Origin of the sequence: Streptomyces sp. cg40 (assembly GCF_050320165.1) — a bacterium.
GTDB classification, from domain to species: domain Bacteria; phylum Actinomycetota; class Actinomycetes; order Streptomycetales; family Streptomycetaceae; genus Streptomyces; species Streptomyces hokutonensis.
Map to the genome: position 1 here is coordinate 3,672,590 of NZ_CP190128.1, position 22,992 is coordinate 3,695,581.

General features: G+C 69.4%; 21 protein-coding genes. 8 read left to right on the plus strand and 13 right to left on the minus strand.

From position 1 onward, the window contains the following. Nucleotides 1-43: 43 nt before the first annotated feature. From ACQHII_RS15945 to ACQHII_RS15960, 4 genes are all read right to left on the minus strand, one after another. On the minus strand, nucleotides 44-697 hold the full coding sequence (locus ACQHII_RS15945) for a class I SAM-dependent methyltransferase (RefSeq protein ID WP_427919939.1): 654 nt from the start codon (nucleotides 695-697) through the stop codon (nucleotides 44-46). Nucleotides 698-783: 86 nt separating this feature from the next. Then, nucleotides 784-1,284 carry a hypothetical protein gene (locus tag ACQHII_RS15950; protein ID WP_427919940.1) on the minus strand — a complete coding sequence of 167 codons (501 nt, stop codon included), beginning with the start codon at nucleotides 1,282-1,284 and terminating at the stop codon, nucleotides 784-786. A 117-nt stretch (nucleotides 1,285-1,401) separates the two neighbouring features. Next, complete coding sequence (locus ACQHII_RS15955; protein WP_427919941.1) at nucleotides 1,402-2,043, minus strand: DUF6415 family natural product biosynthesis protein; 642 nt, start codon at nucleotides 2,041-2,043, stop codon at nucleotides 1,402-1,404. 214 nt (nucleotides 2,044-2,257) lie between these two features. Next, nucleotides 2,258-3,442 carry a helix-turn-helix domain-containing protein gene (locus ACQHII_RS15960; RefSeq protein WP_427919942.1) on the minus strand — a complete coding sequence of 395 codons (1,185 nt, stop codon included), beginning with the start codon at nucleotides 3,440-3,442 and terminating at the stop codon, nucleotides 2,258-2,260. 116 nt (nucleotides 3,443-3,558) lie between these two features. Between ACQHII_RS15960 and ACQHII_RS15965 the strand changes: the two genes are divergently transcribed. The 3 genes from ACQHII_RS15965 (at nucleotide 3,559) to ACQHII_RS15975 (ending at nucleotide 6,406) form a co-directional block, all read left to right on the plus strand. Next, nucleotides 3,559-4,107 (plus strand): flavoprotein, encoded by a 549-nt coding sequence (locus ACQHII_RS15965; RefSeq protein WP_427919943.1) that lies wholly within the window; start codon nucleotides 3,559-3,561, stop codon nucleotides 4,105-4,107. 467 nt (nucleotides 4,108-4,574) lie between these two features. After that, on the plus strand, nucleotides 4,575-5,204 hold the full coding sequence (locus ACQHII_RS15970; protein ID WP_427925321.1) for an XRE family transcriptional regulator: 630 nt from the start codon (nucleotides 4,575-4,577) through the stop codon (nucleotides 5,202-5,204). 317 nt (nucleotides 5,205-5,521) lie between these two features. Next, entirely contained in the window at nucleotides 5,522-6,406 is an 885-nt protein-coding gene (locus tag ACQHII_RS15975; protein ID WP_427919944.1) for a hypothetical protein, read from the plus strand. A gap of 34 nt (nucleotides 6,407-6,440) precedes the next feature. Here the strand turns inward: ACQHII_RS15975 and ACQHII_RS15980 are convergent, their stop codons facing one another. After that, nucleotides 6,441-7,466, minus strand: coding sequence for an ATP-dependent 6-phosphofructokinase (locus tag ACQHII_RS15980; protein ID WP_427919945.1), 1,026 nt, complete (start codon nucleotides 7,464-7,466; stop codon nucleotides 6,441-6,443). Between the two features lie 211 nt (nucleotides 7,467-7,677). Between ACQHII_RS15980 and pta the strand changes: the two genes are divergently transcribed. The 3 genes from pta (at nucleotide 7,678) to pyk (ending at nucleotide 12,489) form a co-directional block, all read left to right on the plus strand. Further along, nucleotides 7,678-9,777, plus strand: a complete 2,100-nt coding sequence (gene pta, locus ACQHII_RS15985) for a phosphate acetyltransferase (protein ID WP_427919946.1) — start codon at nucleotides 7,678-7,680, stop codon at nucleotides 9,775-9,777. Next, nucleotides 9,774-10,985, plus strand: coding sequence for an acetate kinase (locus ACQHII_RS15990; protein ID WP_427919947.1), 1,212 nt, complete (start codon nucleotides 9,774-9,776; stop codon nucleotides 10,983-10,985). The genes pta and ACQHII_RS15990 overlap by 4 nt, the downstream gene beginning before the upstream one ends. Nucleotides 10,986-11,058: 73 nt before the next feature. Then, nucleotides 11,059-12,489: a pyruvate kinase gene (gene pyk, locus ACQHII_RS15995; RefSeq protein ID WP_427919948.1), complete on the plus strand. Its 1,431-nt coding sequence runs from the start codon at nucleotides 11,059-11,061 to the stop codon at nucleotides 12,487-12,489. Between the two features lie 98 nt (nucleotides 12,490-12,587). On the opposite strand, the gene ACQHII_RS16000 is transcribed toward pyk, so the two are convergent. The 4 genes from ACQHII_RS16000 to ACQHII_RS16015 form a co-directional block, all read right to left on the minus strand. Then, nucleotides 12,588-13,898: a hypothetical protein gene (locus tag ACQHII_RS16000; protein WP_427919949.1), complete on the minus strand. Its 1,311-nt coding sequence runs from the start codon at nucleotides 13,896-13,898 to the stop codon at nucleotides 12,588-12,590. Further along, nucleotides 13,888-14,517, minus strand: coding sequence for a DUF6114 domain-containing protein (locus tag ACQHII_RS16005; RefSeq protein WP_427919950.1), 630 nt, complete (start codon nucleotides 14,515-14,517; stop codon nucleotides 13,888-13,890). The genes ACQHII_RS16000 and ACQHII_RS16005 overlap by 11 nt, the downstream gene beginning before the upstream one ends. A 117-nt stretch (nucleotides 14,518-14,634) precedes the next feature. Continuing rightward, the gene (locus tag ACQHII_RS16010) at nucleotides 14,635-15,270 is read right to left on the minus strand and encodes a DUF6230 family protein (RefSeq protein WP_427919951.1); all 636 of its coding nucleotides are present in this window, start codon (nucleotides 15,268-15,270) and stop codon (nucleotides 14,635-14,637) included. Between the two features lie 647 nt (nucleotides 15,271-15,917). Beyond that, entirely contained in the window at nucleotides 15,918-16,895 is a 978-nt protein-coding gene (locus tag ACQHII_RS16015; protein WP_427919952.1) for a tetratricopeptide repeat protein, read from the minus strand. Nucleotides 16,896-17,097: 202 nt separating this feature from the next. On the opposite strand from ACQHII_RS16015, the gene ACQHII_RS16020 reads away from it, so the two are divergent. After that, nucleotides 17,098-17,739, plus strand: coding sequence for a TetR/AcrR family transcriptional regulator (locus tag ACQHII_RS16020; protein ID WP_427919954.1), 642 nt, complete (start codon nucleotides 17,098-17,100; stop codon nucleotides 17,737-17,739). 149 nt (nucleotides 17,740-17,888) lie between these two features. Here ACQHII_RS16020 and ACQHII_RS16025 read toward each other — a convergent pair whose 3' ends face one another. From ACQHII_RS16025 to ACQHII_RS16040, 4 genes are all read right to left on the minus strand, one after another. Continuing rightward, nucleotides 17,889-19,589 carry an acyl-CoA mutase large subunit family protein gene (locus tag ACQHII_RS16025; RefSeq protein ID WP_427919955.1) on the minus strand — a complete coding sequence of 567 codons (1,701 nt, stop codon included), beginning with the start codon at nucleotides 19,587-19,589 and terminating at the stop codon, nucleotides 17,889-17,891. 73 nt (nucleotides 19,590-19,662) lie between these two features. Continuing rightward, entirely contained in the window at nucleotides 19,663-20,001 is a 339-nt protein-coding gene (locus tag ACQHII_RS16030) for a DUF3817 domain-containing protein (protein WP_200715382.1), read from the minus strand. Nucleotides 20,002-20,067: 66 nt separating this feature from the next. Further along, nucleotides 20,068-20,577: a MarR family winged helix-turn-helix transcriptional regulator gene (locus tag ACQHII_RS16035; RefSeq protein WP_019073137.1), complete on the minus strand. Its 510-nt coding sequence runs from the start codon at nucleotides 20,575-20,577 to the stop codon at nucleotides 20,068-20,070. 22 nt (nucleotides 20,578-20,599) lie between these two features. Beyond that, entirely contained in the window at nucleotides 20,600-21,862 is a 1,263-nt protein-coding gene (locus ACQHII_RS16040) for an MFS transporter (protein ID WP_427919956.1), read from the minus strand. Between the two features lie 73 nt (nucleotides 21,863-21,935). Here ACQHII_RS16040 and ACQHII_RS16045 point away from each other — a divergent pair, with 73 nt between their 5' ends. Next, nucleotides 21,936-22,919 carry a DUF5937 family protein gene (locus tag ACQHII_RS16045; protein WP_427919957.1) on the plus strand — a complete coding sequence of 328 codons (984 nt, stop codon included), beginning with the start codon at nucleotides 21,936-21,938 and terminating at the stop codon, nucleotides 22,917-22,919. The last annotated feature ends 73 nt before the right edge of the window (nucleotides 22,920-22,992 follow it).

A 22,992-nucleotide genomic window follows, 5' to 3' on the forward strand; every position in this document is an offset into this window, starting at 1 on the left:
CGGCACCTTCTGGCGCGTAGCCCTGCTGGACCGTGGACCGCTGCTAAGCCTCGCCTCTCACGATCAACGTCCCAATATGGCCAGGCACAGGCGCATCAAGAACAACCGCCCGAGCCGACGAGAACCCGGCTCGCACCAGCAACCGTTCCCAAACGGCAGGTCGATAGCTGTACCGATACGTGAACATGGCCTTGCCCGCGAAGCCCCCCTTGTACATACCCTGCGGACCGTACGCACCAGGGATCGCCGGAGGCTGAGAGAACACAAAGACACCACCTGGGTTAAGTCGAGCCCGTACGAGCGGAAAGAGCCGACTCGGGTCGGTGAACCAGGCCGCGCCGAAGATCGAGTAGACCGCGTCGTAGGTGTCCTCGCACGAGCCGAGATACTCCAGGACCTCCCCGCAAACGAACTTGGCGCCAGTACCGCCCCACCGTTCGCTCACCTTCTTGACCATGACCGGCGAGAGGTCGACGCCCTGTGCACTGACGCCCCGCCCTGCAAGGTACGCGAGCGCACGACCGGTCCCGCACCCGATCTCCAGCACGCTGCGTGGATCGCCGAGCAGTTCGGGACCGGGGCCATGGCCGGCGTACTGCGTCCAGCAGAACGAGGTCTCGGCATCGTCCTTGAACGCGGACTCGGCGTAGGCGTCCCACAGTTCGGTCTCGGCCGGGATGTCGTGGGGTACGGGCACGGCGTCATTCCTCTGCGTCATATCGAGATACTGGAGCCCCCGCCCTCCCGGAGAACGGGAGAGCGGGGGCCGACTGTAGCGGGCGGTCAGTGGCTGTCGGGGACCTTGTCGTCGCACGGCGAGCAGTCCGCGCCGTCGATGGCCCACAACTCCTCGTCCACGGGCCAGCCTTGGCTCTTCAGGAAGTCGCCGGTGCGCAGACACAGTCCGTCGTTGCGGCGTTGGATGAACGGGGCGTGGTGCTTGTAGCGGCCGTCGTTGTACAGGCGGCAGATGCCGAACCAGACGGGTGTGTCGAGGATGAGCTGATGCACTCCGATGTCCACCAGCTTGCCGACGCCCAGGTGCGCGTCGGGATTTTCGATGGAGCCGATCACGTACATGACGGCGTTGCCCAAAATGCGTTCGGCCATGTCGCGGACCATCGTGTGCTCGCGTAGCAGCAGCGCTGTCTCGCGGTCCCAGATACTCATGCCCGAGTCGAAGATGTTCACGGTCAGTTCCGTGATGTGCGGAGCGACGGAGTTGAGGAGTTCCTGGGGGTCCCGGGTACGGGTACCGGCAGGTCGTTCGAGAGCAACGGTCATAGAAATTCCCATCTGAGGTGTCGTGCCCCCCGTCCACGGCGAGACAGGGAGCGTGGGCGCGGCCCTGACCCGAAACGGCCGCCATGGGGCCCTGTTGCCGGGGCGGGAAGATACTCGTCAGCGGCGGCGCGGTTTGTCGGCGCAACGGGCATGGATACGTCCCGCCCTCGCCACGCCGCCCGAGTGACTTACCGTCTCGTACAGCACGGCCTCTTCACCGCCCTGGATTGGGCCGTCGCAGGCCAGGCACATCGTCAAGCCGGTCAGCGAGTCGTGGTGATCGCAGAGTGCGAGGACGGAACGGGCCAGTCGTTGGACCCGCTTGACCTCACCGTCCAGGCCCACGGCCTCGATCTCGTCGAGGCGGCGCCGGGCTTCTGCGACTCCGGCTTGCGCCACCTTGGACGGGATGTCGTCATCCGGGAGGCGTCCCGCGAGCTGCTCGACTTCCGGGACCAACTTCAGCAGGTCGCGATGGCACTGGGCCGCGAAGTTCTGTACGTCCTCGTAGCGCGGCAACGGCAGGCACTCGCCAAGGAATTCGGCAGCGTCGGCTCGCATGCGTGCGATGCCGGGAAGGGGCGGCGCCTCCTCGTGGAAGGCCCCGGTGGGCCGGTCCCCCTGTGCCGTGCAGCGGTGGCACCGGCACGGCAGGACAGGAGAGCTCAGCGGCAACTCCTGCCCCTCCAGGATGTTTACGACACCCCGATCCTCGGTGACTGTGCCGTCGCCGTTCACGGAATACACCCGGATGGTCATCTTGACCTCCGGCTTTCGCAGGGCAGTACCGTTCGTCATGTCGACGCTCCTCAGCAGCGTTGGCCGGCCCCGGAGTCGTTCGCGCGACTGCCGGGGCGCACCTTGCTGTCGAGCGAGGCCCGACAGCAAGGGTGTTGACCAGGTGTGACTACAGCGTGACGCTGCGAGAAGAGCGGAACGCTCACAGATCCGTGAGCGCTGTGAGCGCAGCGCGCTACATACCGACCCAGGCCGCCATATGACTGAGTGTCTCCGGTGTTCGCCGGGACAGGTGCACCAGACCCGTGATCGTGTCCCGGGCCGCCGGGTGGTAGCGGGTCTGCTCGGGAGCCAGACGGCGCGCCTCGACCAGCGACTTCAGGGCCGCCTCGGTGTGCCCGGTCTCCATTTCGGTGCGTGCCTGGTCGATCAGGAAGTGCGCGCGACGGGATGTGGCCAACTGCGAGGACAGCCTGATCTTCCGGGCCTGTTTGAGCGCGTCGTCGTAGCGTCGCATCTCGACGGCCGCGGACATCTGGTGAAGGGCGACGTTGGTCGGGCCGAAGCTGAGCCAGTGCACCTCGGAGGCGTCTCCGATGCGCTTCGCGATCCTGTCGGCCTCGGCGAGGTGCCCGCCGACACCCGTCTCGTCCTCGGCGCGCGCGGCGATGACCGAGCCTCCGAGATGGAGTTGCCCGGTGACGGCCAGGGCCTCACGGGTCTTGTCGGCCTGGCCGACCACCGCATGTCCCGAGGTGATCAGCCGTTGTCCGATCCCGTACTCCCCCTCGCGGAAGTAGACCAACGCCCGCATGTACTGGCGCACCGCGCCGAGGCAGGCGTCGGAAGCGCGCTCGGCCGCCCAGGCCATTCGGTCCAGGGCGACCGAGGAGAGGTCGTAGTAGCCGAGCTTCACGCTGATGTCGTGTGCCGTGCGATAGGCCGAGGCCAGTGTCTGCCACAGTTCGGTCGAGGGCGTCGACCACGCGGTGTGGGTGAGTTCGGCGATCAGATCCGGGAGTTCGCGGGCCGCATTGCGCAGGTGCGTCGCCCGGACCTCCGCGCACAGGTGATCGGCCCCCGCCATGAGCTGATCCGTGGGCCGGACGGTCAGGTCCGGGTTCGGACCGAGGTCGTAGAGGTCGAGGGACTCCCGGATGGGCCGCACCAGTTCGGCGAGCCGATCTCGCTGCAACTCGGTCACATAGGGCTGCCCAGTAAGCACGGTGACGTCGATCTGGAGCACGCGGGCGACGGCGGCGACGAAGTCTGCCGTGGCCGGACGGGCGCCGCATTCCACCTGATTCAGCAGGCTGTAGGAATAGGGCAGCCGAGCGGCAAGCTGGCGCTGGGTGAGTCGGGCCAGTCTGCGCTGTTCTCTGATACGGGCGCCCGTGTGGTTCTCGTCCAGCGTCGGCATACGGTCTCCGTTCTGAGCAGCCACTGGAACAGTACCCAGACTGGGCCGGTCAGCCGCGCCCTTCCACCCCGACTCCCTCCGAAGCAGGGACGGTTGCATGTGATCGGATGGCCCGCATGACGACCGCCTCTCATGTCCTTTACCTCTTCGCCTCCGCCGCACCCCCCGTCCTCGACATCGCCGAGGTCGTCGAAGACGCCCAGTCCCGCGGCTTCGACGTGTGCCTCGGCCTCACCCCCACCGCCGCCCGCTGGCTCGAACACCGACCCGGCGAACTGGCACGGCTCACTGGCCACCCCGTGCGCAGCGAGTACAAGATGCCGGGCGAGCCTGATGTGTGGCCGAAGGCGGACGTGATCGCGGTCGCGCCAGCGACCTTCAACACGATCAACTCGTGGGCACTCGGGCTGACTCACGACTTCGTGGTCGGTGTCGTCGCCGAGGGCATCGGGAAGGGCATCCCGATCGTCGCTATGCCCTGCGTCAACTCGGCCTATGTCCAGCACCGGCAATTCGAGCGCAGCATCGCCGAGTTGCGCGCGATGGGCGTACAACTCCTCTACGGCGAGGGCGGCTTCGTGCCGAACCAACCAGGGCAGGGCAAGCCGAAGGAGTTCCCCTGGGGACTGGTGCTCGACGCCGTGGAGGGCGCGACGCACACCTGAGCATCCGCCCGGCGAACCCCCGCAGACAGCGACCGTCGATATCCCGCCACCCCCCACTTCCCCCCACACCCGATCATCACCCCCACCACAAACGCACTCCCCTTCGACCCCCGCCCAAACACCCGACACCGAGCCCCCGCCCCCGCCCGCCCGGCCAGTGCCCGCCACCCACGCAAATGGCAAGGTAGATCGGCATATTCACCGCACCTCGGCCACCAGTCACCCCTTCCGGCCGCCACGCACCGTCACCACAGCCACCACCCCCGGCCGCATTCGATCTCCCCCGCCCGACCGAATCCGTACGTTCATACAATCCGTAATCCTGGCCGAACAGACCGTAGTCACCGCACCCAGGCGCCCCTAACTTGTGCCCCGTGCGCCGACCCCCAGTTGATCCCAGCCAGTCCACGCCGCCCACGCCGCCGTTCAACGCCCCCGCCGCCCGCAGGCTCAGGACCGCTCTGAACATGGGTCCCGAACATGTCGCGTACGGGATGCGTGCCTCGTTCGGGCTGCCCTACGTCACTCCGGACCTGGTCATCGCCTGGGAGCGTGGGCTCACCGCTCCGTCCGGCCCCGAACTCACCGCGCTCGCGGGCGTGTTGTGGTGTTCCGCGAGTGAACTCATCGGCAGGCCACGTACGCTGCGTGAGCACCGGCTCGCCCGGGGCCTCGCGCCGGAGGACGTCGCGCGTGCCGTCGGGCTCGAACTCCTCGTGTATTTACGGATGGAGGAGAACGACGAGTGGCGCGGCACCGAGCGCCAGTCCGCCGCGCTCGCCGATCTGCTCGACCTCTCGCTGCCCGACTTCATCACCCTCACTGGACGCGACGCCAGGCTCGCGGAGCTGCTGCGCAGCGCGATGACCACCCGCTGGCAGGCCTACGTGCGGCCGATCGGCAAAATGGTGCCCCTGGACCGGCACCTCCTGGAGGACGCCCTCAAGGAGCTCCACCAGGAGTACCAGGGGCAGATGGTCGCCACCCTCAGCTGGGCCGGCGGCAACTCCCCCGGCGACGCGAGCGAGGCCGGGCGCGACTTCCTCGACCAGATCATCAACCGTTTCTGGGCCGTGGTCGGGAAAGAGTCGTACTGATCGGGAAGTGACGGACGACCTGGTCGGAAAGAGACGGGCGGCCCGGTTGGAAAGCGACGGGCGGCCCGGTCTGAATGAGGCAGGGGGCCCGGTCGGAAGGAGGCGGGCGGTCGCGCACGCTTCCGCGACCACCGACACCACACCCGCCCTCAATCTCCGCGCGGCCCCGCACTCGCCCCGCGCTCGCCCCGGGCCGCCGACATGCGCGAGCGTCCGGTGACAAATGGGTAGGCGGTACTCACGTCGCCCCGCGGCCGCTCCGGCCACCATCCCTCTTACTCAACCGCAGCAACCAAGGGGGATATGTGTTACGGCACTTGAGAGGGCGATTCGCCACGCTGATCGGAATCGTCGTGGCGGTCCTGGCCCTGAACGCGATCGGCGTCGCACCGGCGTCGGCGGCCACGATTCCGCTGAAGTCCGTAAAGGGCTTCAGCACCCCGCCCGTCTTCAGCTCGGAGAACAAGCAGGCGCAGGCGTTCTGCCAGGACGGCCTGCGGGTTGTCGGCGGCGGCGCCCAGGTCTCCGGCAGCAACCACGTCGTCATCGTCGAGGCGCGCCCGTTCGTCAACGCGGGTCAGGACAGTTATCTGGTCACCGCGATCGAGGACCAGACCCACCCCACCGAGCAGTGGGCGGTGTCGGCGTTCGTGCTCTGCGCACCCCAGCCGCCCGGCTGGGAGATCCCGCCAGGGGTCAACGGGAACCCGACCTCGAACGCGGTCGGCTCGCTGACCTCCCCGTGTCCGGCGGGAAAGGCCGTGACCGGGTCAGGCGGTCTCGTCCAGGGCGTCACCGCGTCCACCAACGGTGAAGTGGACCTGGGCCTGATTCCGACCACCACCGGATTCGCCACGAGCTCCACCGTGATCGCCAAGGAGGACGCGGACGGGTTCACCGGCCAGTACCAGCTCTTCTCGTCCGTGGTGTGCGCGACGGTGAACTTCTCGCCCGTCGACAACCTGTCCGACCTCGTGGTCGCCACCGGCTCGGTGACCGGCACAGGCCCCCAGCACGTGTCCGTCACCTGCCCGAGCGGCTACGGAGTCACCGGCGTCAACGGCTTCAGCAGCGCGCCCGGCACCCACGTGATCTCCTTCAAGCCGACCACGAACGACGCCCCGACCGCGGCCGAAGTGGCCGCCGTCTCGGGGATCGGCAGCACTTGGACGCTGACGGCGTACGCCTACTGCGCCAGGTGAACCGACCGAAGGACCGGATGGATAGAAGGCCCGGCTAGAAGACCGACTCCGCCTCGTCCATCCGGTCCTTCGGTACCGTCTTCAGCTCCGTGACCGCCTCCGCCAGCGGCACCATCACCACGTCCGTGCCGCGCAGCGCCGTCATGCGGCCGAACTCGCCCCGGTGCGCGGCCTCCACCGCGTGCCAGCCGAAGCGCGTCGCGAGGACCCGGTCGTACGCGGTCGGTACGCCGCCGCGCTGGATGTGGCCGAGGATGACCGGCTTGGCCTCCTTGCCGAGGCGGCGCTCCAGTTCGTACGCCAGTGCCGTGCCGATGCCCTGGAAGCGCTCGTGGCCGAACGCGTCGATCTCGCCCTTGCCGTAGTCCATGGAGCCCTCGGCGGGGTGCGCGCCCTCGGCGACGCAGACGACGGCGAACCGCTTGCCGCGGGCGAAGCGCTCCTCGACCATCTTGACCAGGTCGGCGGGGTCGAAGGGCCGCTCGGGCAGGCAGATGCCGTGGGCGCCCGCCGCCATCCCGGACTCCAGCGCGATCCAGCCCGCGTGCCGGCCCATGACTTCGACGACCATCACCCGCTGGTGGGACTCGGCGGTCGTCTTGAGGCGGTCCATCGCCTCGGTCGCGACCCCCACCGCCGTGTCGAAACCGAAGGTGCGGTCCGTGGCCGAGATGTCGTTGTCGATCGTCTTGGGGACGCCCACCACCGGCAGCCCGGCTTCGGACAGCATGTGCGCCGCCGTGAGCGTGCCCTCGCCGCCGATCGGGATCAGCGCGTCGATGCCGAAGGCCTCGACCATGTCCTCGGCCCGTTCACAGGCCTCGCGCAGCCGGTCGCGCTCCAGCCGGGAGGAGCCGAGGATGGTGCCGCCGCGGGCGAGGATGCCGCTGACCGCGTTCAGGTCGAGGGTGCGGTAGCGGCTCTCCAGCAGGCCCGCGTAGCCGTCCTCGAAGCCGATCACCTCGTCGTCGTAGTGATCGACCGCCCGGTGCACGACCGATCGGATCACTGCGTTCAGGCCGGGGCAGTCGCCGCCTGCGGTGAGAACTCCGATGCGCATCGTGCTGTGTCTCCTGCTCGCTGTCGGTACCGGTGAGCCGGATCCGATTGTTTCACGTCCCCCAGGGCGATGCCGCTCCCGTCCGACCGGCGGGCGCCTTAACTACCCCCAGAGGTATTGTCAAGAGGCTTCCGCTCACCCCGGTGGGCGATTTTTATGACCATCGAAACGACCACCGAAACGACCACCGAAACGAAGCGAGGTAGCACGCGTGACCCGCAGCGTGTACGTGACCGGGATCGACCGCGGCGACGGCCGTCAGGTCGTCGAGCTGGGGGTCATGGAGCTCCTGACCCGCCAGGTCGACCGGGTGGGGGTGTTCCGTCCCCTCGTCCACGACGATCCCGATCGATTGTTCGAGCTGCTGCGCGCCCGCTACCGGCTCTCCCAGGACCCGGCGACCGTCTACGGCATGGACTACCACGAGGCGTCCGCCCTCCAGGCCGAGCAGGGCACGGACGAGCTGGTGTCGACGCTCGTCGAGCGGTTCCATCTGGTCGCCCGCGACTACGACGTCGTCCTGGTCCTCGGCACCGACTTCGCGGACACCCAGTTCCCGGACGAGCTGGCCCTCAACGCCCGGCTCGCGAACGAGTTCGGCGCGTCCGTGATCCCCGTCGTCGGCGGCCGCAAGCAGACCTCGGAGTCCGTGCTCGCGGAGACCCGCAACGCGTACCGCGCCTACGACGGCCTCGGCTGCGACGTCCTCGCCATGGTCACCAACCGGGTCGCCCGCGAGGACCGGGAGGAGATCGCCCAGCGCCTCACCACCCGGCTCCCGGTGCCCTGTTACGTCGTACCGGACGAGCCCGCGCTCTCCGCGCCGACCGTCGCGCAGATCACCCACGCCCTCGGCGGCCGGGTGCTGCTCGGGGACGACTCGGGGCTCGCGCGGGACGCGCTGGACTTCGTGTTCGGCGGGGCGATGCTGCCCAACTTCCTCAAGGCGCTGACCCCGGGCGCGCTGGTCGTCACCCCCGGCGACCGCGCCGACCTCGTCATCGGGGCGCTGGCCGCGCACAGCGCCGGCACCCCGCCGATAGCCGGTGTCCTGCTCACCCTGAACGAGGTGCCGAGCGACGGGATCCTCACCCTCGCCGCCCGCCTCGCCCCGGGCACCCCGGTGGTCTCGGTGGCCGGGAACTCCTTCCCCACCGCCGGCGAACTCTTCGCCCTGGAGGGGAAGTTGAACGCGGCCACCCCGCGCAAGGCGGAGACCGCGCTCGGTCTCTTCGAGCGGTACGTCGACACCGGCGACCTGCTCAGGCGGGTCTCGGCACCGAGCAGCGACCGCCTCACCCCGATGATGTTCGAGCACACGCTCCTGGAGCGGGCCCGCTCCGACAAGCGCCGCATCGTCCTCCCCGAGGGCACCGAGCCCCGCGTCCTGCACGCCGCCGAGGTGCTGCTGCGCCGGGGCGTCTGCGAGCTGACCCTGCTCGGCCCCGAGGACCAGATCCGCAAGAAGGCCGCCGACCTCGGCATCGACCTCAGCGCCGCCCAGCTGATCGACCCGCAGACCTCCGAACTCCGCGACCGCTTCGCCGAGAAGTACGCCGAACTCCGCGCCCACAAGGGCGTGACCGTCGAGCTGGCCTACGACGTCGTCGCCGACGTGAACTACTTCGGGACGCTGATGGTGCAGGCGGGCCTCGCCGACGGCATGGTCTCGGGCGCCGTCCACTCCACGGCCGCCACCATCCGCCCCGCCTTCGAGATCATCAAGACGAAGCCGGACGCCGGCATCGTCTCGTCCGTCTTCTTCATGTGCCTCGCCGACAAGGTGCTGGTGTACGGCGACTGCGCGGTCAACCCGGATCCGAACGCGGAGCAGTTGGCCGACATCGCCATCCAATCCGCCGCCACCGCCGAGCAGTTCGGGGTCGCCGCGCGGATCGCGATGCTGTCGTACTCCACCGGTACGTCCGGCTCGGGCGCCGACGTCGACAAGGTGCGCGAGGCAACGGAGCTGGTCCGGCTGCGGCGGGCCGATCTGCGGATCGAGGGGCCCATCCAGTACGACGCCGCCGTCGAGCCCAGCGTCGCCGCCACCAAGATGCCGGAGTCCGAAGTCGCGGGCCGCGCAAGCGTGTTGATCTTCCCCGACCTCAACACCGGCAACAACACCTACAAGGCCGTGCAGCGTTCGGCCGGCGCGATCGCCGTCGGGCCGGTGCTCCAGGGGCTGCGCAAGCCGGTCAACGACCTGTCCCGGGGCGCTCTCGTCTCCGACATCGTGAACACCGTGGCCATCACGGCGATCCAGGCCCAGAACCCGAAGTCCCCGAACGAGAAGGCCTCCCAGCAGTGACCGCGACCCGCGTCCTCGTCCTCAACTCCGGCTCCTCGTCGGTGAAGTACCAGCTGCTCGACATGCGGGGCGGCGAGCGGCTGGCCCTGGGGCTCGTCGAGCGCATCGGCGAGGAGACCTCCCGGCTCAAGCACACCTGCGTCACGACCGGCGCCGTACGGGAGTTGATCGCGCCGATCGCCGATCACGAGGCCGCTCTGAAGGCCGTGGCGGAGCAACTCGACGCGGACGGGCTCGGGTTGGACTCTCCCGAACTCGCGGCCATCGGGCACCGGGTCGTGCACGGCGGGCAGACCTTCACCGCGCCCACGGTCATCGACGGCGCCGTGCTCGCCGAGATCGAGCGGTTGATCCCCGTCGCCCCGCTGCACAATCCGGCGAACCTGGTCGGGATCCGGACCGCGCAGGCGCTGCGGCCGGATCTGCCGCAGGTGGCCGTGTTCGACACCGCGTTCCACACGACGATGCCGGAGTCGGCCGCGCGGTACGCGATCGACACGGCGACCGCCGACGCGTACCGGATCCGGCGGTACGGGTTCCACGGGACCTCGCACGCGTATGTGTCGCGGGCGACGGCGAAGCTGCTGGGCAAGGCGCCCGAGGACGTCAACGTGATCGTGCTGCACCTCGGGAACGGGGCGTCCGCCTCGGCCGTGGAAAAGGGGCGGTGCGTGGAGACCTCCATGGGGCTGACCCCGCTGGAGGGGCTGGTGATGGGGACCCGGTCGGGAGACCTGGATCCGGCCGTCATCTTCCATTTGATGCGTGTTGGCGAAATGTCCACCGATGAGATCGACACTCTTCTCAACAAGAAGAGCGGTCTGATCGGGTTGTGCGGGGACAACGACATGCGCGAGATCCGGCGCCGGATCGACGAGGGCGACGAACGGGCGGAACTCGCCTTCGACATCTACATTCACCGTTTGAAGAAGTACATCGGTGCCTACTGCGCGGTACTCGGCCGGGTCGACGCGGTCGCCTTCACGGCGGGGGTCGGGGAGAACGCGGGCGCGGTGCGGGAGGCCGCGGTGGCGGGCCTGGAGCTGCTGGGGCTGGAGGTGGACGGCGCGCTGAACGCCGTACGGAGCGACGGGCCGCGGCTGATCTCGCCGGCGTCGTCGCGGGTCGCGGTCGCGGTGGTGCCGACGGACGAGGAATTGGAGATCGCCACGCAGACGTATGCACTGGTCGGAAATTCCAACGCCTGAGCGCATGCCCGCCCATTTGTATCTTCCGCCAGACGGAATATTCCGCAGCGAAACAAACCGATAGGATCGTCCCATGCGCCGTTCGAAAATCGTCTGTACTCTCGGCCCCGCGGTCGACTCCCACGAGCAGTTGGTGTCGCTGATCGAGGCCGGCATGAATGTGGCCCGCTTCAATTTCAGCCACGGCACCCACGCCGAGCACCAGGGCCGGTACGACCGGGTCCGTGCCGCGGCCAAGGAGACGGGCCGCGCCATCGGCGTCCTGGCCGACCTCCAGGGCCCGAAGATCCGCCTGGAGACCTTCGCCGAGGGTCCCGTCGAGCTGGTGCGCGGTGACGAGTTCACCATCACCACCGACGACGTCCCGGGCGACAAGACCATCTGCGGTACGACGTACAAGGGCCTGCCCGGTGACGTCTCCCGCGGCGACCAGATCCTGATCAACGACGGCAACGTCGAGCTGAAGGTGCTGAGCGTCGAGGGCCCGCGGGTGAAGTCGATCGTCATCGAGGGCGGCGTCATCTCCGACCACAAGGGCATCAACCTGCCCGGCGCGGCCGTGAACGTGCCCGCGCTGTCCGAGAAGGACGTCGAGGACCTGCGGTTCGCGCTGCGGATGGGCTGCGACATGGTCGCCCTGTCCTTCGTGCGCGACGCGAGCGACGTGTACGACGTCCACAAGGTGATGGACGAGGAGGGCCGCCGGGTCCCCGTCATCGCCAAGGTGGAGAAGCCGCAGGCGGTCGCCAACATGGAGGCCGTGGTCGCGGCCTTCGACGCGGTGATGGTGGCCCGTGGCGACCTCGCCGTGGAGTACCCGCTGGAGAAGGTCCCGATGGTGCAGAAGCGCCTGGTGGAGCTGTGCCGGCGCAACGCCAAGCCGGTGATCGTGGCGACCCAGATGATGGAGTCGATGATCACCAACTCCCGCCCCACGCGCGCCGAGGCCTCCGACGTGGCCAACGCGATCCTGGACGGCGCGGACGCGGTCATGCTCTCCGCCGAGTCCTCGGTGGGCGCCTACCCGATCGAGACCGTGCAGACGATGTCGAAGATCGTCCAGGCGGCCGAGGAGGAGCTGCTCAGCAAGGGCCTCCAGCCGCTCGTGCCGGGCAAGAAGCCGCGTACGCAGGGTGGTTCGATCGCGCGTGCCGCGTGCGAGATCGCCGACTTCCTCGGCGGCCGGGCCCTGGTGGCGTTCACACAGTCCGGTGACACCGCCCGCCGGCTGTCCCGCTACCGCGCCGCCCAGCCGATCATCGCCTTCACCACCGACGAGGGCACCCGCAACCAGCTGGCGCTCAGCTGGGGCGTGGAGTCGCACGTGGTGCCGTTCGTCAACACCACCGACGAGATGGTCGACATGGTCGACGGCGAGATCGCCAAGATCAACCGCTTCAACCCGGGCGAGACCGTCATCATCACCGCCGGCTCGCCCCCCGGTGTCGCGGGCACGACGAACATGCTCCGCGTCCACCACCTCGGCGGCGGCGAGGGCAACTGACGTACCGCTGAAGGCTCTTGTACGGCGCTGAGGGCGCCCCCTGCGACAGGGGGCGCCCTCAGTTCGTGCGCGGCTCCCGAACGGGCTTGTGGGGACGCTCAGTCGATGTAGTTGTGCAGTCCCGGGACGGTCAGCGTGCCGCCGAACTGGCCCGCCTGGACCACCTTCACGTTGGTGAAGTAGATCAGCGGGATGTTCAGCGGGGGCGGGTTGTCCGGGTCGAACGTGATCGGGATCAGACCGAACAGGTTGCCCGAGATGGACTCCGTGTACATCACCGTGTCGCCGTCGCGGATCGTGGACGTCGAGCCCTTGGCCGCCTGCACGTGGTAGGTCTTGCCGGACTGCTTGTCGTCCACCGTCTGGTGCAGGTCGCCGATGTCGGTGCCGCCGGAGATGACGTACTTCAGGACCTTCTTGACCTTGCCGCTGGCGGTCTTCACCTCGACGACGCCCTGGTAGTCGGCGCCCTTGAGCAGCAGCGAGCTGGCGTTCAGGTACCAGGGGTCGTCGGGCACCAGGATCTTGTTGTCGACACCGCTGGTGTCGTCCGTGGCGACCGGGCAGTCCGAGGTGTCGGCGCTCGCGCTCGCGGACGGGGTGGCCGTCGCGGTGGCCGTGTCCTCGGCCGCCTTGGTGGCCTCGTCGGCCGCCTTGGTCGCCGTGTCGGTGGTGTCCTTCACGGTGTCGTCGACCGTGTCGGTGACCTTCTTGGTGGTCTCCTTGACGGTGTCGGACGCGCTGGAGGAGCCGGCGTCGGAGCTCGCCGAGGCGGACGCGGACGCGGTCGGCGTCGGCGTGGCGCTCGCCGTGGAGTCCGAGCTCGACGAACCGCCGGTGAGGATGCCGGTGATCGCGTCGCCGATGGTGTCCAGCAGGCTTTCGCTGCTCGCGGACGCGGAGGGCGTCGCGGTGGCGGTGCTGCCCGACGAACCGCTCGTGTCGGCCGACTTGCTCGCCGTGGCGGACGGCGTGGGCGTGGCCGTGTCGTCGGAACCTGAATCCGACGAAGAGGTCTTGCCCGAGTCCTTCGTGGCGGAGTCCGTCGCCGTGGCCGACGGTGTCGCGTCGTCCTTGGAGGAGTCCGAGGACTCGCTCGCGGACGCGGACGGCGTGGCCGAGGCGCTGGACGTCGACTCGGCGAGGGCCGAGACGCAGTCCTTGTACTCGTCGGCGGTCAGGCTCTTCGACGTCGGCGAGGTCGTCGAGCCGTTGTCGGCGAGTGCCAGGGACGACGTGAAGCCCATCCCCATGATGACGGCGGTCGGCATCGCCACCGTGGCTATCGCCTTGCCGGCGGGCATGTGGAGCCTGGTGAACAGCGGCTTCTTGGGCGCCGCGTGCCGCGGCCCGGTTCTCACACGGGACGCGTCCACGTCAGTCCCGTGGGTCACCTCGTCAGCCGGCACTGTGCCTCCCGTTCGCCCCGTTGCTCACCGGGCTCGTTCCTGACAGATCCTTGGGCTCGTCCGCTTCGTCGGCGGACTCCTGCGGCGCGGACTCGGCGGGCGCCGACTCCTGAGGCGCGGCTTCGTAGTACGCCGCCGACTCGTGGGGCGCGGCCTCGTACGGTGCGGCTGCGGGCGCGCCGCCCTCTCCCTGCGTGTCGTCCTGTACCGCCTGCGGCTGCGGCGGTGCGCCCGGCGCCCACGACACGGCCAGTGCTCCGCCGACCATGGCGAAGAGGAAGCCGATGAGGAAGCCGCCGAGGTTGGACACGGGGATGGACACCAGCGCCAGCAGAATCGCCGCGACACCCGCGAAGGTGCGCACGTGCTTCTGGAACCAGAGGCTGAAGCCCAGGACGACGAGCAGCACGCCGATGATCAGGGACCCGGCGCCCGCGGTGGTGGCCATCGCCAGCGTCAGATGCCCGATCTGGAGATGCGCGTACGGGAAGTAGGCGATCGGGAGTCCGCCGAACATGACGAACAGACCGGCCCAGAACGGCCTCGTGCCACGCCAGGCGCGGAACTGCAGCCTCCGGCGGGTGAACTGACCGGGTGCGGCAGGAGTCTCGGCGCTCATGGAAAACAGCTCCCTGGTACGGCGTTGCTGTGGTGGAGAGTTGCACCTTGTGTGAAGGTGCGGTCGGAAGATGGACGGGCGGGGGCGCCACCGGCTCCCCCGCCCGCCGTCACGTGCCTAGTAGCACTCGTGGGTGCCCGTCGACACCGACATCTTCAGCCCGCTGAGCTTGAAGGTTCCGGCAGTGGTGGCCCACGCCGTCTGCTTCACGTTGGTCAGCGTGGCCGACTCGGCCTGCTGGGCGAATCCGTACGGGTTGGCAGCCTCGCTGCCGCCCTTCATGCCCGGACCCTTGGTCGCGTTTCCGGCGGCCACACCGATGTCGATGTTGTGGAACACCGCATCGGCGCTGAGGTCCTGGACGTCGATGTACAGGTTCTCGGCCTCGACCGGCGTACCGTCGCCGCCGGCCTTCAGCACCAGGCTGACCGATCCGAAGATCGGGATGTTCGGGGTGACCACCGACTGGCACATGTTGGTGATCGAGGCGGACTTGAACGCCGAGACGGCGACGGGGTGAGCCGTCTTGCTGCCGTCGAGGTTGTAGCCCGAGTCCAGGGCTCCGTACTGCGTGAAGCCCGTGCCGTCGAGCTGGTCGGCCGTCACCTTGAACGACTGGCCGGAAACACTGAACGACGCGGCAAGAGCACCCTGCGCGAGGGCGACACCTATACACGCCGTAGCGGCGACGCTGGGCACCATGACCACAGCGAAGCGCTTCCATCTCGTCCCGCCACGCACCTGGGACTCCATATTTCCTCCTTCTCGGACGTACATCTCCTGGCCCTGACTGCCCCCAGATGGCGGCTCAGCCGGGCAGGGATGGGAGAAGTGCTACGTCCTCGGGAAGGGGAGCGCCTGTACCCGGAGGCGCGAACCCGCGCACCGATCACCGGCGATCACCCCCGAGCGACAACCACTGGTCGCGCCTGACGCACATCACGCACAACCTTGCTGGACAGGCTCCGCCGTGCGGCGAAGACCCCCCTGCCCAAGAGCCGACTCCATAGTTTCCGGCTCTACTCGGTGGGGACCCAGGAGACCCGTCGCCCCGACCGGCTGTCGGGGGTACGGAAACGGACCGAGCGTCGCCGATCGTGGTGCATTCTCGCCGCCCGCACAAGGGGCTTCGTTACTCGGTAGTAACGACCGGATAACCGAACAACGACCCGCCGGTATCGGCCGACGACGCTGGGTGTCTTCATGGGCCAGGACAAAACCGTCGATCTTCGGACGGAATCCGACAGAACAACGACCTCGGCTTACTCCAAGTAACAGCGACCGCGATTACCAAGATTTGGTAAAGCGCGGTCGCAGTGACACTCCGTCGGCAAATCTTTCACACCGGCAACACCGTTCCCGAGGTTTACCGACTGGTCAGAACCGGCCTCGGACCCCGCTCAGAACAGCGCCCGCGCCAGTGCCCGCCGGGCCGCCGTCACCCTCGGGTCGTCGGCCCCGACGACCTCGAACAGCTCCAGCAGCCGCACCCGTACGGTGTCCCGGTCGTCACCCACCGTGCGCCGCACGGTGTCGATCAACCGGCCGAAGGCGTCCTCGACATGACCGCCCACCAGGTCCAGGTCGGCGGCGGCGATCTGGGCCGGCACGTCACCCGGCTTCTGGGCCGCCTCCGTACGCACCTGCTGCGGGTCGAGCACCGACACCCGCTGCAACAACTCGGCCTGCGCGAGCCCGAGCCTGGCCTCCGAGTTGGCCGGGTCGTCGCTCAGCACGTTCTTGTAGGCCTGCACGGCCCCGCCGAAGTCCCCCGCGTCCAGGGCCTGTACGGCAGCTTCCAGCAGGCCGTCGTAGGGTCCGGCCGGCACCTCGGCCGGGGCCTCGGGCCGCTCCCCCGGTACGGCGTCCGGGTCGACGTCCAGCCCGGTGAGGCCGAAGCGCTGCTCGGCGACCTGGATCAGCTGGTCGAGGGTCTGGCGGATCTGCGGTTCGGCGGCGGCCCCCTGGAAGAGCGGCAGCGCCTGCCCGGCGACCACCGCGAAGACGGCCGGGATGCCCTGCACCCCGAACTGCTGCATCAGCATCTGATTGGCGTCTACGTCGATCTTCGCGAGGACGAAGCGCCCGTTGTAGTCGAGGGCGAGCCGCTCCAGGACCGGGCTCAGCTGCTTGCACGGCTCGCACCACTCGGCCCAGAAGTCGATGACGACCGGGACCTCGGTGGACCGCTGGAGGACCTCGCTCTCGAAGCCCGCCTCATCTACGTCGATCACAAGGTCGGCCGGCGAGACGGCTCCGCCACCGCCCTGCCTGGCGGACTCGGCGCGCGCCTGCTCCGCCTTGGCCTTGGCCTCCTGGGCCGCCTTCACCGCGGCGAGGTCGACGACTCCGCTCATGGACATGTTCCGTGGCTGCATGCGTCTATCCTCCCCCGTCCGCGCGTGTGAATGAAAAGCGTTGTGAAAGCCGGTCCGGTAAGTGCTGTTCGGCGTCGGGTCCCCACCCCACACCCGTGGTTTCGCTACGAGTCGTAGCGTAATGGTGCCGGGTGCCTCGCGGAAAGGGATACCCGGTGATCTCCCTCACTGCACCACAGGAACCGCCGGTTATGGTCAAGGGATGCAGAGCCGCACTCCCGTCCCACGCGCCGCGGGACGCCCCCGCAGCGCCACCGCGGACACCGCGATCCTCGCGGCCACCCGGGAGGCGCTGGTCGAACTCGGCTGGTCCAAGCTCACGTTGGGAGACGTGGCGACGCGCGCCGGGGTTGCGAAAACGACCCTCTACCGTCGCTGGGCCGGCAAGAACGAACTCGTCGTAGACGCCGTCGCCGAGCTCTTCGACGAGCTGGAGCTCCCCGACCGCGGCACCCTGGCCGCCGACATCGAGGGCGTCGTCCTCCAGTTCGCGGCGATCCTGGCCCGCCCGGAGGCCAAGAGCGGACTGATGGCGGTGGTCGCGGAGTCCGTCCGCGACGAGGCCCTGCGCGAACGCATCCGCGAGTCGATCGTCGACCGGCAGAAGTGCCTGGTCGTGGAGGGCCGGGCCCGCGCCCAGGCCCGCGGCGAACTACCCCCGGAATCCGACCCCTTGGAAGCCGCCCGCACCGCCGACCTGATCTTCGACGTGGTCGCGGGCGCGGTCGTCCACCGCACCCTGGTCAGCGCGGAACCGGCCGACGAGGACTGGGTCCACAGCTTCACCCAGGTCCTGCTGCTCGGCCTGACCTCGCTCAGCGGGGGTCAGACACCTCCGCGCTAGCGCCGGTCCAGCGGATCGGGCCGCAGAGGAGCAGGGGAGCAGGGAAGCAACGGCACCTGAGCGGCGGCTGTCGTCGCGGGTGACGCGACGGGTCCCCCACGCCCTCAAGGCAGTTGGGGAGCGCGGCCGACGCCCCGCCTGCGGCAGCCCTAGAACCCGGCGGGTTCCGTGTAGACCCCCCACTCCTCCCGCAGCACCCCGCAGATCTCACCCAGCGTCGCCTCGGCCCGTGCCGCGTCCAGCATCGGTCCGATCATGTTCGAGCCGTCCCGCGCGGCGGTGAGCATCGCGTTCAGTGCAGCCGCTACGGCCGCCTCGTCGCGCGCTCCCTTCCGCGCCCCCAGCTCCCGGACCTGCTCCCGCTCCACCTCGTGGCTGACCCGCAGGATCTCCAGGTCCCCAGTGACCGACCCGTGGTGCACATTGACGCCCACGACCCGCTTGTCGCCCTTCTCCACGGACCGCTGGTACTGGAACGCGGCCTCGGCGATCTCGCCGGTGAACCAGCCGTCCTCGATCCCGCGCAGGATGCCGGAGGTGATCGGCCCGATCGGGTGCCGCCCGTCCGGATGCGCCCGCAGCCCCCGCTCCCTGATCTGCTCGAAGATCTTCTCGGCGTCCGCCTCGATCCGGTCGGTGAGCTGCTCGACGTACCACGAACCGCCCAGCGGATCCGCCACGTTGGCGACCCCGGTCTCCTCCATCAGCACCTGCTGCGTGCGCAGCGCGATCTCCGCGGCCTGCTCGCTCGGCAGCGCGAGGGTCTCGTCCAGGGCGTTGGTGTGCAGCGAGTTGGTCCCGCCGAGAACTGCGGCCAGCGCTTCGACTGCCGTACGGACGACGTTGTTGTACGGCTGCTGCGCGGTCAGCGAGACGCCGGCGGTCTGGGTGTGGAAGCGCAGCCACTGCGCCTTCTCGGACTTCGCGCCGTAGACGTCCCGCATCCAGCGGGCCCAAATGCGGCGCGCCGCGCGGAACTTGGCGATCTCCTCGAAGAAGTCGACGTGCGCGTCGAAGAAGAAGGACAGGCCGGGCGCGAACACGTCCACGTCGAGGCCCCGGGACAGGCCGAGTTCGACGTACCCGAAGCCGTCCGCGAGGGTGTACGCCAGCTCCTGCGCGGCCGTTGAGCCGGCCTCGCGGATGTGGTAGCCGGAGACGGACAGCGGCTTGTAGGCGGGGATGCCGGTCGCGCAGTACTCCATGAGGTCGCCGATGAGGCGCAGGTGCGGCTCGGGCTGGAAAAGCCACTCCTTCTGGGCGATGTACTCCTTGAAGATGTCCGTCTGGAGCGTGCCGTTGAGGACGGCGGGGTCGATGCCCTGCCGTTCGGCGGCGACGAGGTACATGCAGAAGACGGGGACGGCGGGCCCGCTGATGGTCATGGAGGTCGTGACGTCACCGAGCGGGATGTCCTTGAAGAGGACCTCCATGTCGGCGGCGGAGTCGATCGCCACCCCGCAGTGCCCGACCTCGCCCAGCGAGCGCGGGTCGTCGGAGTCGCGCCCCATGAGCGTCGGCATGTCGAAGGCGACGGAGAGTCCGCCGCCGCCGTTGGCCAGGATCTTCTTGTACCGCTCGTTGGTCTGCTCGGCGTTCCCGAACCCGGCGAACTGCCGGATCGTCCAGGTTCGCCCCCGGTAGCCGGTGGCGTGCAGCCCGCGCGTGTAGGGGTACTCGCCGGGCCATCCGATCCGCTCGAAGCCGTCGTACGTATCCCCGGGTCGTGGCCCGTACACCGGCTCGACGGCATCCCCGGAGAGCGTGGTGAAGTCGGCCTCGCGCTTACGTGCGGCGTCGAACCGGGCCTGCCAGCGTCGGCGGCCCTCTGCGATGGCGTCAGCGTCCATGCTTCGAATTTACTAGGACGTCCAAGTAAATGTCGATGGACAACCGCCGCACGGAACCCGTACGGCGGCGGGGTTACGCCTTGGCGGCGACCGGAGTCGGCTCGACGATCTTCGACTCCAGCTCGTGGCTGATCTTCCGCTCCACGAAGAAGGCGGCGGTCGGGATCGTCCCCGCGAGCAGTACCCAGAGCTGCTTGCCGACCGGCCACTTCGCCTTGGAGCCCAGGTCGAACGCGAAGAGGAGGTACACGACGTACAGCCAGCCGTGCGCGATGGCGACGACCTCGGTGAAGCTGCCGGCGCCGTCGATCTTGAGGAGGTACTTGGCGATCATGCTGAGGCACAGCAGGACCAGCAGGACACCCGTGACGTACGCCATGACGCGGTAGCGGGTCAGCACGCTCTTTTTCATGAGGACGAGCGTAACGACCGGTTCCGGGCGATCTTTCCCCGGGTCGCTCCTCGTCCGCGGCCCGGGTCAGTCCTCGTCGAAGTCCGCCGCCGCGACCCTCAGCGGCCGCAGCATCGCGAAGATCTCCGCGCACTCCTCGGCGTCGTAGGCACTCAGCCCGAAGTCCATCTCCATCAGGTCTCGGGTGGCCGCGTCGCAGACCTCGCGGCCCTTGTCGGTGATGGAGGCGAGGGTGCCGCGGCCGTCGTTGGGGTTGGGGCGCTTGTCGACGAGTCCGGATCTGACCAGCCGGTCCACGGTGTTGGTGACGGACGTCGGATGCACCATGAGCCGCTCGCCGATCTTCGACATCGGCAGCTCACCCGCCTTGGAGAAGGTGAGCAGCACCAGCGCCTCGTACCGCGCGAAGGTCAGTCCGTACGGCTTGACGACCGCGTCGACCTCGGCGAGCAGGATCTGCTGTGCCCGCATGATCGAGGTGATGGCGGCCATCGACGGTACGTTTCCCCAGCGCTGCTTCCAGTGTTCGTCGGCACGGGCGATGGGGTCGAAAGGGAGACTGAGCGGCTTCGGCACGTCACCAGACCTTACCGGCCGGTCACATCGTGGTCAGCCCCGTCTCGTCTTTCGGTCCCATCGCGGTTCTGCGGGCTCCCGCAGTCCTACGGGCTTCCAGCGCGAGCAGGGCGCAGCACACCGTGCCGAGCGCCCCGGCTCCCACGACCGCCCCGCGCACCCCGGCGAACTCGGCGGCCACACCGGCCAGGGCCATGCCCACGCCCTGGATGGTCATCAGCCCGGCGGTGAGCAGGGTCATGGCCCGGCCGCGCAGTTCCTGCGGCACGTCCCGTACGAACCACTGGTCGAGGCCGAGCGTGTACGCGGACCCGGCGCCCGCGACCGCCAGCAGCGCCAGCGAGAGGGCGAGGCCGGGCCGGCCGGCGTAGGCGAGGTAGGGCAGGAGGGTGCAGCAGACCAGCGGGAGGGCGATCCGTTCCCGGGTGGCGGGGCGCAGCCGGGCGCCCGCGTACAGCTCGCCGGCGATCGTGCCGACGGGCAGGGCGCACATCAGCAGCCCGAGCCCGGTGGAACCGGCGCCGAGTTCGGCCGCGTAGGGGGCGGCGAGCGCCTCCGGGGCGACGGAGAACATCGCGGGCAGCCAGAACAGCAGGAGCAGCGCCCGTACCCGGCGGTCGGCGAGCACCTGCCCGGAGCCCTTGAGGGAGTCGGCCAGCAGAGCGCCCCCGCCGCTCGCCCGGGCGGGGCGGCGCCGGGTGCCGAGGCGCAGCAGGGCGGCGGAGGTGAGGAAGGTCCCGACGGTGATCAGCAGGGCGTGGCGCGGAGAGACGACGGTGAGCAGCAGGCCGCCCAGCCCGTACCCGACGAGCAGCGCGCTCTGCGAGACGATCCGCAGCAGCGAGCGGCCGAGCACGAACAGGTCGCCGTCGCCGAGGATGTCGGCGAGGGTCGCCATCCGGGTGCCCGCGAACACCGGTGCGACGACGGCGAGCGCGCAGCGGAGCAGCAGCAGGAGCGCGATGCCGGTGCCCGGCGTCACCATCGCGGCGACGCACGCCGCGCACACCAGGTCGCAGACCACCAGCACGCGCCGGGCCGGGTAGCGGTCGGCGACCCCGGCGAGGAGCGTCCCGCCGACGAGATACGGCAGGAAGCCCACCGCGAACGCGAGCGCGCTCATCAGGGGCGAGCCGGTGAGGTCGTAGACGAGGACGGAGAGCGCGATCTCGGTGACGATCACGCCGAGCAGGGACAGCGCGTGCGCGGCGAAGACGACACGGAACTCGGGCACGGCGAGGACGCGACGGTAGCCGGTGGGCGGCGCGGGCGGGGCTTGGAGCATGGGGAGCAGCGTGGCCGGAGGCGCCCCGGCGTCCTAGAGTTTCGGACAGAGCCGAATCTTCCAGGGGTGGGGCATGCCGTCGCGACTGTATTTCGGGGAGGACGACTTCCTCCGGTGCCGGTTCGCGGTGTCGCCGCTCTGGGAGACGCAGGAGGTCGTACGCACGCTGAAGCGGCCGGAGCGGCACGGGTATCACGCGGACTGGCTGCGGCGGAACGGTGCGGCCGTGGCCGGTCTCGATCTCGCGCCGCTGTGGCTGCTGATGCCGCAGACCGGGCACTGTCCCGACTGGCTGTGCCCGCCGCCGATCGGTCCGGCGGCCACGTTCGAGGAGGAGATCGCGGCCGTCCGCGCGGCCGATCCGGCCGAGGCCCGGGAGGACACGGCCAGGTCGCTGGCGTCCACCCCGGGCGCGCTCAAGTCGGCGCGCGGCCGGGCCTGGCTGCGTGAACCGGCCCGCATGATCGAGGAGTTGGCGGACGCGATGGAGTCCGTCTGGCACACCCTGGTCGCGCCGGACTGGCCCCGGCTGCGCGCCCTGCTGGAGGCGGACATCGCCTTCCACTCGCGCCGGCTCGCCGAGGTCGGCCTCGGCGTGCTGCTCCCGGAGATCAGCCGGCACTGCGCCTGGGACGCGGGGACGCTGACCGTGGACTTCCGCGGCGAGCACGAGCGCGACCTCGGCGGACAGGGCCTGGTCCTGCTGCCGAGCGTCTTCATCTGGCCGAACGTGGTGAGCACCTTCGAACACCCCTGGCAGCCCACCCTCGCCTACCCCGCCCGAGGCATCGGCGCCCTGTGGTCCGAGCCCACCGACCACACCCCGGACGCGCTCCTGCGCCTCCTGGGCCGCGGCCGGGCCACCGTACTGACCGCCCTCACCGAACCGTCCTCCACGACCGCCCTCGCCCACCGCCTACGCCTCGCACCCTCATCGGTGTCGGCCCACCTGACAGTCCTGCGCGACGCGGGCCTGCTCACGGCGCGACGCTACGGCCACCAGGTGCTGTACGAGCGGACGGCGCTGGGGACGGCGCTGGCCTCGGGCGGGGGCTGACCGCACACACCGGCCTCAAGGACCGGCCGACCGGCGCGCCAGGGCCCGGCAGGGTGATGGATCGTTCACAATT

Coding starts and splice junctions, on each gene's coding strand:
- ACQHII_RS15970 (WP_427925321.1), top strand. CDS start 4,575: ATGGGTCCCGAACATGTCGCGTACGGGATGCGTGCCTCGTTCGGGCTG.
- ACQHII_RS16010 (WP_427919951.1), bottom strand. CDS start 15,270: ATGGAGTCCCAGGTGCGTGGCGGGACGAGATGGAAGCGCTTCGCTGTG.
- ACQHII_RS16030 (WP_200715382.1), bottom strand. CDS start 20,001: ATGAAAAAGAGCGTGCTGACCCGCTACCGCGTCATGGCGTACGTCACG.
- ACQHII_RS15965 (WP_427919943.1), top strand. CDS start 3,559: ATGACGACCGCCTCTCATGTCCTTTACCTCTTCGCCTCCGCCGCACCC.
- ACQHII_RS16045 (WP_427919957.1), top strand. CDS start 21,936: ATGCCGTCGCGACTGTATTTCGGGGAGGACGACTTCCTCCGGTGCCGG.
- ACQHII_RS15960 (WP_427919942.1), bottom strand. CDS start 3,442: ATGCCGACGCTGGACGAGAACCACACGGGCGCCCGTATCAGAGAACAG.
- ACQHII_RS15955 (WP_427919941.1), bottom strand. CDS start 2,043: ATGACCATCCGGGTGTATTCCGTGAACGGCGACGGCACAGTCACCGAG.
- ACQHII_RS15980 (WP_427919945.1), bottom strand. CDS start 7,466: ATGCGCATCGGAGTTCTCACCGCAGGCGGCGACTGCCCCGGCCTGAAC.
- ACQHII_RS16025 (WP_427919955.1), bottom strand. CDS start 19,589: ATGGACGCTGACGCCATCGCAGAGGGCCGCCGACGCTGGCAGGCCCGG.
- ACQHII_RS15950 (WP_427919940.1), bottom strand. CDS start 1,284: ATGACCGTTGCTCTCGAACGACCTGCCGGTACCCGTACCCGGGACCCC.
- ACQHII_RS16015 (WP_427919952.1), bottom strand. CDS start 16,895: ATGCAGCCACGGAACATGTCCATGAGCGGAGTCGTCGACCTCGCCGCG.
- ACQHII_RS16005 (WP_427919950.1), bottom strand. CDS start 14,517: ATGAGCGCCGAGACTCCTGCCGCACCCGGTCAGTTCACCCGCCGGAGG.
- pyk (WP_427919948.1), top strand. CDS start 11,059: ATGCGCCGTTCGAAAATCGTCTGTACTCTCGGCCCCGCGGTCGACTCC.
- ACQHII_RS16040 (WP_427919956.1), bottom strand. CDS start 21,862: ATGCTCCAAGCCCCGCCCGCGCCGCCCACCGGCTACCGTCGCGTCCTC.
- ACQHII_RS16020 (WP_427919954.1), top strand. CDS start 17,098: ATGCAGAGCCGCACTCCCGTCCCACGCGCCGCGGGACGCCCCCGCAGC.